The organism is Gammaproteobacteria bacterium (genome assembly GCA_015709695.1).
Taxonomy (GTDB): Bacteria; Pseudomonadota; Gammaproteobacteria; order Steroidobacterales.
The window spans coordinates 1155526-1169078 of the sequence record CP054183.1; the positions used below are offsets into that span (position 1 = coordinate 1155526).

Sequence of the window (13553 nt, forward strand, 5' to 3'; positions counted from 1 at the left end):
CCGGATCGTAAGCGGAGCCAGCGGCGATTGTGACGGGTCAGCGTGTGCAAGTCAGTCAATCGTGATGCGCATGGCCGCTGCTGCAGCAACAGGCGCCAGGCTGGCCGCCAGCAACGCCATCGAAGCCATGAGGAAGAGTATTCCCGTCACGTCGTCACCGCCTGCGGCCAGGTCCGTGGCCCTGGCACCAAACATCATGACCGGCAGCATCAGCGGCAGCACGAGCAGCGCCAGCAGGCCGCTTGCCTGACGCAATCCGGTGGTCAGGGCAGCACCCACGGCACCCAGCAGGCACAAGGTCGGTGTGCCGAGCAGCAGTGTAACGCACAGGGTCAGCAGCGCATTGCCGGGCAAATAGTAGGTTAATCCCATGAGCGGGGCCAGTGCCACGAGGGGTGTCGCACTGGTCAACCACAGTGCCAGGGTCTTGGCCAGCACCACCACCGCCAATGGTTCCTCACGCAGCAGCAATTGCTCCATGGTGCCGTCGTCCACATCGGCGCGAAACAGGTTGTTGAGGGACAACAGCGTGCTGAGGAGCGCCGCGACCCACAGCACCGCCGGCCCGATCACGCGCAGCGTGGTGGCCTCCGGACTGAGTGCCAGCGGAAACAGCGAGCCGACGATGATGAAGAACACGAGCGGGCTGGCAACATCGCCCCATCGACTGCAGGCAATGCGCAGATCGCGCCAGAGGACAGCCATGAACACCCGGCCCAAGGCTCAGTCCATTCCCATGCGCAGGGTGGCAACGGAGGCAGTGGCCAGCGTCATGGTGTCGTGGACGGCGATCACCGCGAGTCCGCCGGCACCGAGGTGCTGGTCGATGCGCGTTTCCACCAGCCGGCGCCCTTCGGCGTCCAGGTTGGTGAAGGGTTCATCCAGGAGCCAAACCGGGCAGTCCGACATCAGCAACCGTGCGAGCCCGCCGCGACGGCGCTGGCCAGCCGACAGGTGGCGCACCTCGAGGTCCCGGAAAGCGGCCAGTCCCAGAGGATCGAGGAGGCTGCCGAGATTCCCCTGCCAGCCCATGAGGCGGCCGTAGAACGTCAGGTTCTGCTTCACGGTCAGGTCTGCATTCAGCGCGCTGCTATGGCCGCTGTAGGCGGCCAGGCCGCGCAGGGCGCCCGGCCGGCCCTCACCCCTCCAGCGGATGCTCCCGCGTTCGGGCTGCGTCAGGCCAGCCAGCACCCGCAGCAGTGACGTCTTGCCGGTGCCGTTTGCACCCCGCAGCAGCAATGCCGTGCCCGCCGCAACCTCGAATGACAGCCCATCGAACAGGCAGGTCGCACCACGCCAGAGCGTGAGGTCCAGCGCTGCTAACATGGGCAAGCTAGATTCTTCATTTTAACAACTGCTTTATCAATCATTTATTGATTATTTCTCAACGTTCAATGACGAATGGAGGCCGCTTTGCAGTGCTGACGGCCCGCTTTCGCGCCGCATGTTTACATAAACGCAGCCGGATCCTAGACTCTCAGGCAAAAGAAGGCGCCATGACATTGTGGCGAAAGAGCGCTCGCGGTTCTCCCCAAATGCACACAGACCTGCAGACCGGCTACCTTCCCGAGGCATCGGGTACGAATACCGCCATGGACTGGCGGATTCTAGAGGCGGTGCGCTACCTGGACCAGTGTCGGGCTGCCGGGCGCTGCCTGGCGGTGGTGACGGGTGAGTCGCCCGAATCGATACGCCTGGTCCTGCAGCGTTTCCTCGCGGGGGTGGACAGCTCCAGCAAGGTTGCACGCATCTGTGCACCTACCGATTGCCGCCACGGCTTCCTGCAAGCGTTGCTCTCGCAGCTGGGCTTCGAGCCGTTCGAGTCCAGTGCTGACGATCTGCAGCGCCTGTTGAATGTCGTGCTGCGCCAGGCAACGAGCCAGCACAGCACCACCGTGATCCTGGTCGAGGACGCTGGGCAATTCGGGCCGCGCGTACTGGAACTGCTCCGGGAACTCATTCGGGACGCCAGGGAACTGAACCCGCCGCCCCTGTTCGTGCTGGCGGGGCGGCCGTCCCTGCACCGCGTGCTGGACTCCAGGGGCATGGCCAGCCTTGCAGGCTTGGCGCAGCACCGCTTCGACCTCGCGCCTCCAGATGCTGCCGCTGGCGCCGCAAGCGTCCTGCCCACGGAAGCTGACCCTTGCCTGGTGCTGACGCTGGACTCGGCGGAGCGCGGTCGCTTTCCTGTCAGGGGCGAGCACCTCCTGATCGGGCGCGGCGAGCACTGCGACATCCCGATACTCAGTCGCTTCGTCAGCCGGCAGCATGCGCTGTTCCTGCGCAATGACAGCGGCGACTGGATCGTCGACCTGAAGAGCACGAATGGCACCAGCGTCAACTCGACACTGATCCGCCAGCGCCGCCTCGCCCACGGTGACATCATCAGCATCGGCAATCACCGGCTGCGCTACCACAATCCTGCCGCTCCGCCCCGGCTCCCCGGCCCCGAGCCTGCCGACGAGCAGCTTGGCGAGACCACGGTGATGCGCTCCCTGCAGCCCGTGATCAGGCCCGAGGACGGCGACCGCCACTCGGAGCTGCCTGGCAAGCCCCGTCGCCTGAGCCGGGCATGACCGCGGTATCTCCGGGACACTGCCGCATGCTGCGGTCATAGTGGCATCGCGCGATCGGCTGCAATCGCTGCTCGCCGGTGGTGCCCTGGGTCCACTGGCGGATGACCACCAGATCATCGAGACGCATGTGTCCTGGGTGATCCTGACCGGCGACATCGCCTACAAGATCAAGAAGCCGGTCGACCTCGGTTTCCTCGACTTCAGCAGCCTCGCAGCACGGCGCCATGCCTGCGAGGAGGAGCTGCGCCTGAACCGCCGCCTGGCACCTGAGGTGTACCTGGGCCTGGAGGTATTACGCAGCACCGCGCGCGATGACGGCGGCTCGCTGGAGCGGCCAGTCGTGGAGTACGCGGTGAAGATGCGGCGCTTCCCGCCCGATGCCGCCGTGGGCGCCGCACTGGCCGCGGACCTGACGCCGGATGAAGCGGCTCGTCTCGGCAGGCTGATCGGCCAGTTCCACCTCAGCCTGCCTCCCGACCCGCCCTGCACCACCTGGGGCAGCGCTGAATCCGTCTGGGCGGCGATCGATTCGAGCCTGCTGCAACTGGGCGCCATCCTGGGTACCTCGGAGGCCAGGCTGGTGCATTGCCGTCGTTACATCTCCGGCGAATTCGCCAGGCGGCACAGTTTCATCGAGGACCGTCGGCGTTGCAGCGCGGTGCGCGAGTGCCACGGAGATCTTCACCTTGGCAACCTCGTACGACTGGATGGCCAGGTAGTGCCGTTCGACGCGCTGGAATTCGACCCGGCCCTGCGCTGGATCGACGTCATGAATGAAGTGGCGTTCCTGTTCATGGACCTCGACGTACGGCAACGGCGCGACCTGGCTTTCCAGTTCCTGAACGCCTATCTCGATGTCACTGGCGACTATCGTGGTCTCGCCGGGCTGCGCCTCTATCTGTCGTACCGGGCTCTGGTCCGCGCCAAGGTGGCCATGCTGAGTCCGGTCCACGGTGGCGATACGCCAGGCGTGACCGCCCTGCTCGACTACGCCGCGAAACCGTTGCCCGACGTCACGCCGATCGTGGTGGTGATGGTCGGCGTCAGTGGATCGGGAAAGAGCTGGCTCGCGAGGCAGCTGGCCAGTCGACTGCCTGCCGTGCATGTCCGCTCGGACGTGGAGCGCAAGCGGCTGTTCGGCCTGCAGGCGCTGGCACGCACGGATGCGCCGCCCGGGCAGGGCATCTACGCATCGGAAGTCTCCGCCCGGGTGTATGACCGCATGACCGAAATGGCGGCAGCGGTGCTGGAAGGCGGATTGCCCGTCATCCTCGACGCGACCAGCCTGCGCAGGGACCACCGGGCCGCCTTCCTGGCAGCAGCGCGACGTGCCGGACGGCCGGCCGTGATGATCGCCTGCACGGCTGATGAAGCGACCCTGGCGGCGCGTGTGGCGCAGCGCGCGAGAGAAGCCCGCGACCCCTCCGAGGCTGATATCGAAGTCGTACGCCGGCAACTCGCCGAGTACGAACCGCCCGCGTCCGCTGAGGATTGCCACTGCATCCTTGTCGATACCACGCTCGCGCTTGACGTCGAGGCGCTGGTGAGGGCCATCGCGGCCGTGGCCGACGCTGCCATCTGAGACGCAGTTCACCCTTTCCCGGCGCAGCGCGTGCCATCCGGCGAGACTGCCGGGGAACCTGGACCGTAAAATTGACGGGGTCCGGACCGGTGTTTACAGTGCCCGAAGCGCACCCGCACTGGCTGCAACAACACCAGAATTACGGCCAGTCGCCTGACCTGAATCGGGAAATACGCAATGATCCGCGATACTCGCCAGCAACAGATGCAACGTCCGTGCGGACTGCGGCTGCCAGCGGGAATGCCGGCCCTGGCCATGCTGTCCGCGCTGGTGTCCGCACCCAGCCTCGCCCTGACGCATTACTACACGCTGACTGGCAGCACCGCAGCGGTCGAGAACGGCTGTCCCGGCTGGGTGCTCGCCAACCATGACGATGACTGCTCATACAACAACGGGCATCCGCTCGGCGCCGGAAACGCACAGTGGATCGGGCCGGTATTCAGCGCTGGCTACTACCTGCCAGGTGCCGCGCCGCAGATCTTCACCACTCCGCCGGCTCCCGCGCCCGTTACCGCTGCCGCCGCGGTGCTGCCTATCGGCAGCACGACCGGCATTGCCATCCACAGCGCCTTTCTTGCCGTGGATGACCAGGACACGGTTGCCGGCAGCGACGACTACATCTCCGGCACCATCGAACTCGAAGGGTTCGACCGCAACGTCGCCAGCAGCGCCAGCACCCGGCTGATCGAAACCTTCGGCAGGATCATCCACCGGCTCGCCCCCGTGCGCGTGAGTTCCGCCACGCCCAATGGCTCGGGTGGCTATGACTATGTGGTCGCCCTGTCCGGTGGCGCACCGGCCTATCCCGCCCTCCTCCCAGGCAGCACCACGGCCGGCGGTGGCTTCAGTGATCACTTCCCCAGTCAGGTTGCCTCGCAGTCCAGTGCGGATGTCTCGGATCAGCCGTACTGGTCCGGGCCGGGTATCCACGGCATCGCCGCGCTGGACGGTACGGGCTTCGCGGCAGGCACCACCACGACGGCAACGGTCTGGGACTACGCGTGCAGCGACGGCAATGCCGCCCCCGCCGCCGACGACTGCGACAACTCCAGGCTGACATGGAGCGGTGATCGCGCAGCATCGCTGAGCAATGTCCTGCTGAAGCTGTCGACGAGTTCGAGCGGGCTGGTCACGGCTGCACAGGCCCTGCTGGTCCAGGAATCGGACGGTACCGCGACGCTCGACGGGACCGATACCTGGATTGCCACGACACTGGATTTTACCGGCAGCAGCACTGATCTCCCGCTGGCATTCGATGACCGCTCCGTACTGATCATGCCGCTGGGCGCCGTAAGCATCGACGTGCTGGCCAACGACCTGCCAGGCCTTGCTCCCGTGACCGTGACCATCGAGGGCGGTCCCGCGCAGGGCACTGCCAGCGTGGTATCGAACCGGATCCGGTACCTGCGAAACGACGCGCCGGAAAGCATCCAGGAGATCAGCTACAAGCTGACCGATTCGGCGGGACACTCGTCCATGGCGACCGCGCAGGTCGTCATCACCGATCCGGTCGCCTGTGCCGACGACGACGTGGCCGGCACGCTGGACACACCGGTGACGGTCGATGTGCTGGCCAACGACAGCGGCTACGACCTTCCGCCGGTGGTGCTCACCATTTCTGTCCAGCCGGCGGCCGGAAGTTCGCAGGTCAACCCGGACCGTCGCATCACCTTCACTCCTCCCCCTGGCAAGGGCGGTAGCTACGTCACGGAGTACACCCTGGGAGACGGCAGCAACCGCACCGCGACCTGCCACCTGACGGTCAAACTGCCGGGCACGCCCGTGGCGGTGGATGACAGCGCAGCGGTCCTGCAGGGGGCAAGCGTCCTCGTGGATGTCCTCGCTAATGACCTGGAGGTCTCCGACACGCCACTCAGCCTCGCCATCAGCCAGCCGCCGGCCCACGGCACAGTGAGCATCGAGGCCAGCAGCGCCGGACCGCAGGTCCGCTACACGCCTTCCAGCGGCTATGCCGGGACCGATTCCTTCGGCTATGTGGTCACCGACACCGATGGCGACAGCAGCGGAAGCGCGACGGTCACCATGAGCGTCGTCGGGCCGCCAGCCAACGACCTGCCCAGTTGCGCCAATGACGAGGTCGACGGGCTGCGCAATGCGCCCACCATCGTCGACGTTCTGGCCAACGACACGGGTCTCAACGCCCTGCCGCTGACCGTGGAAGTCCTAGAGGTGTCGCCTGCGGACGGTGCCACCGCCACCGTGAATGCGGACCACAGCATCACCGTCACTCCTGGCACGGACAAGGGAGGCACCATCGTCGTCGCCTACCTGGCACGCGAAGCCGTCAACGACCCGGTACTGTGCTACGCCATCGTCAAGGTGGACGATGCACCGGTCGCGAACGACGACAACTTCGACGGCCTCAACTTCGGCCGCAGGAATTCCCTGGCTGTGCTCAACAACGACGAAGGACTGAGTGACTCGCCACTTGTCCTGGAAATCACCACTCAACCCTCACATGGCGCCATACAGGTTTGTGCCGCGGCTGGCCCGGACTGCCCCGGCTTCACCTCCGCCAGCAAGCCCTACGCCGTTTATATCTACGACGATGCCGCCGGCTTCCCGGCATCGGACCAGTTCGGATATCGGGTCGTGGACGCCGACGGTGATGCCAGCAGCGAGGCAACCGTACGGATCACGGTCAGGAACGTGCTGGATGCCGCCAACGACCCCACCAATTTCGATCCGGCGGTGGCCGGCAGCTATTTCCCGCCGGTGTTCCAGTCCGTAGGCTACGCCACCTCTTCCGGGCACAGCGTCACCCTCAGCGTGCTCAGGAACGATGGCGGGTTCCTCAATGGACCGGTCACGCTGGCGATCGCTGCCGCACCGGCCAGGGGATCGGCGGTCGTCAATCCGGACCAGACAGTGACCTACACGGCGCCGGGTGACTTCACGGGCCTGGCCCAGTTCAGCTACTCGATCACGGACTCACAGGGGAAGGTGGACACCGCCGATGTCGGCGTCTACGTCTTCCCGGGCCCGAAAACCGACAGCGGCGGGTCGGCACTGGACCTGCCGGTGCTGCTGCTGCTGGGGGGCGGGATTCTGGCCCGGGTGCGTCGGCGGGTGAACCCGCTCTGAGCCGGCGGGCAAACTGCCCAGGGCCGGAGTCGAACCGGCACGACCCTTGCGGATCTGCGGATTTTAAGTCCGCTGCGTCTACCAGTTCCGCCACCCGGGCATCGTGGTACCAGTGGAGGCTAGGGTCGGAATCGAACCGGCGTACACGGCTTTGCAGGCCGCTGCATGACCACTCTGCCACCTAGCCGCGGCTGCCAAGGAGTTATGGAGCGGGAAACCGGGCTCGAACCGGCGACCTATACCTTGGCAAGGTATCGCTCTACCAACTGAGCTATTCCCGCCTCATGAGAGCCGCATATGGTATCGGCGCGCGCCGGACTGTCAAGGAAGGCCTTGGCCGTCGCCGGAGAGCCCCGGCCAGGCGGCCTTGATATACCCCACCATGGACCAGAGGGTAATGCCCGCAGCGACGATCAGCAGGGCCAGGCCGATGTCGTAAACCGGCAACCCCAACAGGTCCCGTGAGTACAGCATGGCGCCGAGGCCGATCATCTGCATGGTGGTCTTGGCCTTGCCGATGCCGGAAACGGCGACACGGCTGCGGGCGCCAATTTCCGCCATCCACTCGCGCAAGGCCGAAACGGCGATCTCCCTGCCGATGATGATCGCCGATACCAGGGCAATCACCACCCTCGGGTCGGCCTGCAGGATCAGGATCAGGGCGACGGCCACCATCAGCTTGTCGGCCACCGGATCGAGGAATGCGCCGAACCTGGAAGTCTGCCCCATGCGGCGCGCCAGGTAGCCGTCGAGCAGGTCGGTCAGGCCCGCCACGGTGAAGGCCAGGCAGGCCAGCGGCTTCGACCATTCCCCGGGCCAGTAGAAGATCATCGCTACCGCCGGAATTGCCGCGATGCGCAGCCAGGTCAGCGCCGTGGCGACATTGAACTGAGGATAGTGCCGGGCATCGGTGGAGGTTTCGGGCTGCATGGTGCCGCCATTCTAGCGCGCCCGGGGAGCGGCTTTCAGGCATCACCCTCCTCGTGGAACCGGCCATAGATCCGCTCGGCCAGTACGCGACTGATGCCTGCTGCCAGAGTCAGGTCCTCCACGCCCGCTCGGGCGATGCCTTGCAGGCCGCCGAAGTGCCGGAGCAGTGTCCGCCGCCGCTGCGGACCCAGGCCCGGGATCTCTTCCAGGGAGGAGCTGGCCTGCTTGCGGCCACGGCGCCGCCGATGGCCGGCCAGGGCGAAGCGGTGTGCCTCGTCGCGCAACTGCTGCAGCAACAGCATGGCAGGGCTGCCTGCAGGCAGCTCCAGCGGTGCCGGCCGGTTCAGGTCGATGATGTGGTCCTGCTCCGGCCGCCTGCCGGTCCCCTTGGCAATGCCGAAGACCGGCAGCGATGCCAGACCCAGGTTCTCCAGGACTTCGGTGACGCGGGCAAGCTGCCCGCGCCCGCCATCGACCAGCAACAGGTCCGGGACCACGGCCTGCGCAATCCTGTCGGGAGCAAAACGCCTGGCCACGGCTTGCGCCAGGGCCGCGTAGTCGTCCCCCGGCGCCACGTCGCGGATGTTGTAGCGGCGGTAGGCTGCTCTCATCGGTCCTTCGGCATTGAATGCCACGCAGGATGCCACCGTCTCGCCACCCTGGGTGTGGCTGATGTCGAAGCACTCCAGTCGCTCCGGAACCACCGGCAGCGACAGCACTTCCGCCAGCTGATGAAACTGCTCGCCCAGCGTCGCCGCTGCCGCCACCCTGGCGCGCGCGCCCTCCCGGGCATTTCCCAGGGCCATGAGGATCCAGCGGCGACGATGGCCCCGCACGCGCTGACGCAATGCCACCGCATGGCCGCAGCGCTCGGCGAGCATCTGTCCCAGCAGTTCCGCATCGTCGACCGGCGCCGATACCAGGACCTCCGGCGGTGGTGACTGCGCGAGATAATGCTGGGCCAGCACGGCCGAGAGGACCTCGCCCGCTGGCGTACCCCTGGCAACCCGGGGAAACAAGGCCCGGCTGCCCAGCACGCGCCCGCCGCGGATCATCAGGATGGAGACGCAGTATTGGCCACGTTCCTCGGCCAGGCCCAGCGCATCGAGATCGGTTTCGCCGCCACTGTCGATGGCCTGCTGCTGCTGGACCCGGCGGATGGCGGCGATCTGGTCGCGGTAGCGGGCTGCCGCCTCGTAGTCGAGTCGCGCCGCGCTGGCCTCCATGCGGGCGGCGAGGCCCTCGAGGACATCGGCACCACGCCCTTCGATGAACCGGATCGCATCGTCGACGTCACGCCGGTAGTCGGCACTGCTGACCAGGCCGACACAGGGGGCGGTGCAGCGCTGGATCTGGTACTGCAGGCAGGGACGGCTGCGATTGGCGAAGAATGTGTCGCTGCACTGCCGGACACGGAACAGCTTCTGCAGCAGCTGCAGGGAATCGCGAACCGCGGTCGCGTCCGGGTAGGGCCCGAAGAAGCGCCCGGCACCTGCCCGGCTGCCGCGGTGGAACTCGAACCGCGGGAACTCCAGGTCGGTGGTGACGTGGATATAGGGATAGCTCTTGTCGTCGCGCAGCACCACATTGAAGCGCGGCCTGTGCGCCTTGATGAGGTTGTATTCGAGGAGCAATGCCTCCTGCTCCGTTCCGGTCACGGTCACGTCCATGGACGCGACCGCTTGCAGCATGGCCTGCGTCTTGGCGTCCTGCGGCCGTTTGCCGAAGTAGCTGGCGACCCGGCGCCTGAGGTCTTTCGCCTTGCCGACGTAGAGCAGCCCGCCGTTGGCATCCAGCATGCGGTAGACGCCAGGGCGGTGCGTCAGCGTGCGCAGGAACGCGGCAGTGTCAAATGCACCGGACATGATCACCTGCTCCGGCACTGTCCAGCTCGGAGCGAATCGCAGCGAAAACCTCACGGAACATGCCCGGCGTGAGGCGCCGGGTCTGCGTGTTGTAGCGGCTGCAGTGGTAGCTGTCGAACAACCGGCGGCCCTCCGGCAGGATATGGCGCCGGTTGTGGGCGAACGGGAAATCCCTGATGCGCAGTCCCAGTGCACGCAGCGTCGCCGCGTGGGCAATGGCACCCAGCGCGAGGATCACGGCGCCGGCTGGCAGCATCGCCAGCTCCTGACGCAGGTAATCGTTGCAGGCCCGCACCTCATCCCCGGCCGGCTTGTTCTGCGGCGGTACGCAGCGCACGGCGTTGGTAATGCGGCAATCGGCGAGCAGAAGCCCGTCGCTGGCCGCCACGCTCGCGGGGCGGTTCGCAAAACCGAATGCGTGGAGGGTCTCGTAGAGCAGGATCCCTGCATGGTCACCGGTAAAGGGCCGGCCCGTGGCATTGGCACCATGCAGCCCCGGAGCGAGACCGACCACCAGCAGCCGTGCCTGCCGATCGCCGAACGACGGCACGGCCCGTGCGTAGTAGCCGGGATGCTTGCGGCGCACATCGTGCAGGAAAGCCGCAAGACGCGGGCAGCGCGTGCAATCCGGCGTGAACGGCGCGCTCTCCGGTGGTGCGGGCCGGCGGGCCACGCTTCAGCCCCGGTCGGCGATGCGCATGGCGACTTCCAGCGCCTGCTCGTAGTTCAGGCGTGGATCCACCTGGGTCCGGTAGGCACGATGCAGGTCCTGCTCGGTGAGGCCCCGGGCCCCGCCGATACACTCCGTCACATGGTCGCCGGTCAGCTCCAGGTGCACCCCGCCGAGGTGGCTGCCCTGCTCGCCATGGATGCGGAACGCAGCTTCCAGCTCGTCCAGGATGCGGTCGAAGCGCCGCGTCTTGTAGCCGGAAGCGAGCACCTCGGTGTTGCCGTGCATCGGGTCGCAGATCCAGAGCACCGTGGCCCCGGCCTTGCGCACGGCCTCGATCATGCCCGGCAGGATCGCTGTGATCTTCGTTGCCCCGAACCGGTGGATGAAGGTCAAGCGGCCTGGCTCGTTGGCCGGATTGAGTACCGATGCCAGGCGCAGCAGGTCATCCGCCGTGGTCGCGGGGCCGATCTTGACGCCGATCGGATTGGCAATGCCGCGGAAGTACTCCACGTGGGCACCGGCCACGCCCGACGTGCGTGCGCCGATCCAGGGATAGTGCGTGGTCAGGTCGTACCAATGGTTGCGATGCCTGAGCCAGCGGGTCTGGGCCTGCTCGTAGTACAGGTTGAGGCCCTCGTGGGAGGTGAAGAAATCGATCTGCCGTGCATCATCCACCCGGGTACCGGTGACAGCCTCGAAGAATGCGAGCCCATCGGTCACGCGGCGCATGGTCTGGTGGTAGCGGTCGGCCATCGGCGAGTGGCTGACGAAGGCGAGGTTCCAGTTCTCCGGATGGTGGATATCGGCAAAGCCGCCGTCGATCAGCCCGCGCACGAAGTTGAGCGTCATGGCAGCGCGTTCATAGGCGCGGACCATCAGGGCAGGGTCCGGCTCACGATCGGCGGCGGTGAATGCCGACCGGTTGACGAGGTCACCCCGATAGCTCGGCAGGGCCACGCCGTCACGGGTTTCAAGATCATCGGAGCGCGGCTTGGCGTACTGCCCGGCAAGCCTTCCGACGCGCACCACGGGCCGCCTCAATCCCGCGACGATGACCACGCTCATCTGCAGCAGGATCTTCAGCTTCTGGACGATGTTCTCCGAGGTGCAGTCGGCAAACGTCTCGGCGCAATCGCCTCCCTGCAGGACGAAAGCCCTGCCCCGCTGCGCCTGGGCCAGCCGGGCCTTCAGCGCTTCGATCTCCCAGCTGGTCACCAGTGGTGGCAGGCGTCCCAGTTGCTGGATCGCTCCGGCGAGCGCAGCTGCATCGCGATAAGCCGGCATCTGGGTGGCGCTGCGGGCCTGCCAGCTGGTGGGTTCCCAGGCCGGGATGGGTTGGGCACTGTCCATGGGCATGCATTCTAGCGATTCGCCGCCACCATGGCCGGGCCGCGCACTGCCCCTGCTATGATCGCCGGCATGTGGGCGGGTGCCGTGACCATCTTCTCGATCCTGCTGGGCCTGCCGCTTGCGGCACAGCCGCTCGATCCGGCAGCCAGCGCCAACCCGGCCGGAGCGGCGGGCACCGGCCTGCGCCTGGAGATCCGTGGCGCCATCGGCCCTACAACCAGCGACTACATCGTGCGTGGCATCGGCACGGCCGAAGCCACCGGTGCCAGCCTGGTGATCATCGAGATGGATACGCCTGGAGGCCTGGATGCGTCCATGCGGGACATCAACAAGGCGATCCTGGCATCGACGGTGCCGGTGGCGACTTTCGTCGCCCCGGCAGGCTCCAGGGCGGCCAGCGCCGGAACCTACATCCTTTATGCCAGCCACCTTGCAGTGATGGCGCCGGCCACCAACCTCGGTGCGGCGACCCCTGTGCAGATCGGCGGCAGCACGCCCGACGAGCGCCCGCCAGCCGATGGCGCTGCCGCCCGCGACGGCAATGACGACCGGCCACCACAGCCCGGTTCCGCGCCGGAACGCAAGGCCATCAACGACGCCGTCGCCTATATCCGCGGCCTGGCTTCGCTGCGCCATCGCAACGCGGACTGGGCCGAGCGTGCCGTGCGTGAAGCCGCCAGCCTCACCGCGGAAGCAGCGCTACGCGAAGGCGTCATCGACTTCATCGCGCCGGATGTCGAGGCCCTCCTCGCCCTGGCCGATGGCCGCACGGTGCAGGTCGGCAAGGTGGATCTCGTCCTCGACACCCGGAACCTGCAGCTGCTGCGCCACGATCCGGACTGGCGGACCCGGCTGCTGGCGACGATCACCGACCCGAACGTTGCCTACATCCTGCTCCTGGTGGGCATATACGGGCTGCTGCTCGAAGGCTACAACCCAGGCACCTACCTGCCAGGTGTGGTGGGCACGATCTGCCTGCTGCTGGCGCTGTTTGCCTTCCAGCTCCTGCCGGTGAACTTCGCCGGGCTGGGTCTGATCGTGCTTGGCGTGGCGCTGTTCATCGCCGAGACCTTCGTGCCCAGCTTCGGCACTCTCGGACTGGGTGGCATTGTCGCGTTCGTCTTCGGCTCGATCCTGCTCCTCGACACGGGCATACCGGGCTTCACGGTCTCCCGCGGCCTGATTGGTACCGTGGCGGGCGTGGCCAGCCTGGCCCTGCTGGGCCTGCTGCTGGCGCTGGTGCGCATGCATCGGCGCCCGGTGGTAAGCGGTCTCGAAGGCCTCATCGGCAAGGACGCCGAGGTTCTCGAGGACTTTCACGGATCGGGCGCGGTATTCGTCCAGGGCGAACGCTGGTCGGCGCGCTGCAACCAGCCGGTGCGCAAGGGCGACCGCGTGCGTATCGTTCGCGTCGAGGGACTGCTGCTCCACGTCGAGCCAGCGCCCCCGGAACAGCCAGGCTGAGCTGCCAG

At 66.8% G+C, this 13553-nt stretch carries 10 protein-coding genes and 3 tRNA genes; 4 read left to right on the top strand and 9 right to left on the bottom strand.

The annotated features are described in order from the left end of the window. Positions 1-51: 51 nt before the first annotated feature. Both ccmB and ccmA read right to left on the bottom strand, forming a co-directional pair. Positions 52-705, bottom strand: coding sequence for a heme exporter protein CcmB (gene ccmB / locus HRU81_05405; GenBank protein ID QOJ31583.1), 654 nt, complete (start codon positions 703-705; stop codon positions 52-54). Between the two features lie 18 nt (positions 706-723). Beyond that, positions 724-1326, bottom strand: a complete 603-nt coding sequence (gene ccmA, locus HRU81_05410; protein QOJ31584.1) for a heme ABC exporter ATP-binding protein CcmA — start codon at positions 1324-1326, stop codon at positions 724-726. Between the two features lie 209 nt (positions 1327-1535). On the opposite strand from ccmA, the gene HRU81_05415 reads away from it, so the two are divergent. The 3 genes from HRU81_05415 to HRU81_05425 all read left to right on the top strand — a co-directional run bounded on the left by HRU81_05415 (position 1536) and on the right by HRU81_05425 (position 7263). Continuing rightward, complete coding sequence (locus HRU81_05415) at positions 1536-2576, top strand: FHA domain-containing protein (GenBank protein ID QOJ31585.1); 1041 nt, start codon at positions 1536-1538, stop codon at positions 2574-2576. Between the two features lie 40 nt (positions 2577-2616). Next, positions 2617-4158, top strand: a complete 1542-nt coding sequence (locus HRU81_05420) for an AAA family ATPase (protein ID QOJ31586.1) — start codon at positions 2617-2619, stop codon at positions 4156-4158. A gap of 240 nt (positions 4159-4398) precedes the next feature. Next, the gene (locus HRU81_05425) at positions 4399-7263 is read left to right on the top strand and encodes a tandem-95 repeat protein (protein QOJ31587.1); all 2865 of its coding nucleotides are present in this window, start codon (positions 4399-4401) and stop codon (positions 7261-7263) included. A gap of 14 nt (positions 7264-7277) precedes the next feature. Here the strand turns inward: HRU81_05425 and HRU81_05430 are convergent. The 7 genes from HRU81_05430 to HRU81_05460 form a co-directional block, all read right to left on the bottom strand. Beyond that, a tRNA-Leu gene (locus HRU81_05430) sits at positions 7278-7363 on the bottom strand. Between the two features lie 13 nt (positions 7364-7376). After that, positions 7377-7450 (bottom strand) — tRNA-Cys (locus HRU81_05435). An 18-nt stretch (positions 7451-7468) separates the two neighbouring features. Then, a tRNA-Gly gene (locus HRU81_05440) sits at positions 7469-7544 on the bottom strand. A gap of 40 nt (positions 7545-7584) precedes the next feature. After that, positions 7585-8193 (bottom strand): CDP-diacylglycerol--glycerol-3-phosphate 3-phosphatidyltransferase, encoded by a 609-nt coding sequence (gene pgsA / locus HRU81_05445; GenBank protein QOJ31588.1) that lies wholly within the window; start codon positions 8191-8193, stop codon positions 7585-7587. 35 nt (positions 8194-8228) lie between these two features. Continuing rightward, positions 8229-10058: an excinuclease ABC subunit UvrC gene (uvrC, locus tag HRU81_05450; protein ID QOJ31589.1), complete on the bottom strand. Its 1830-nt coding sequence runs from the start codon at positions 10056-10058 to the stop codon at positions 8229-8231. Further along, the gene (locus HRU81_05455; GenBank protein QOJ31590.1) at positions 10042-10731 is read right to left on the bottom strand and encodes a uracil-DNA glycosylase; all 690 of its coding nucleotides are present in this window, start codon (positions 10729-10731) and stop codon (positions 10042-10044) included. The genes uvrC and HRU81_05455 overlap by 17 nt, the downstream gene beginning before the upstream one ends. 3 nt (positions 10732-10734) lie before the next feature. Next, positions 10735-12087 carry a 3-deoxy-7-phosphoheptulonate synthase class II gene (locus HRU81_05460; GenBank protein QOJ31591.1) on the bottom strand — a complete coding sequence of 451 codons (1353 nt, stop codon included), beginning with the start codon at positions 12085-12087 and terminating at the stop codon, positions 10735-10737. 63 nt (positions 12088-12150) lie between these two features. Here HRU81_05460 and HRU81_05465 point away from each other — a divergent pair, with 63 nt between their 5' ends. After that, positions 12151-13545, top strand: coding sequence for a nodulation protein NfeD (locus tag HRU81_05465; protein QOJ31592.1), 1395 nt, complete (start codon positions 12151-12153; stop codon positions 13543-13545). Positions 13546-13553: the final 8 nt, after the last annotated feature.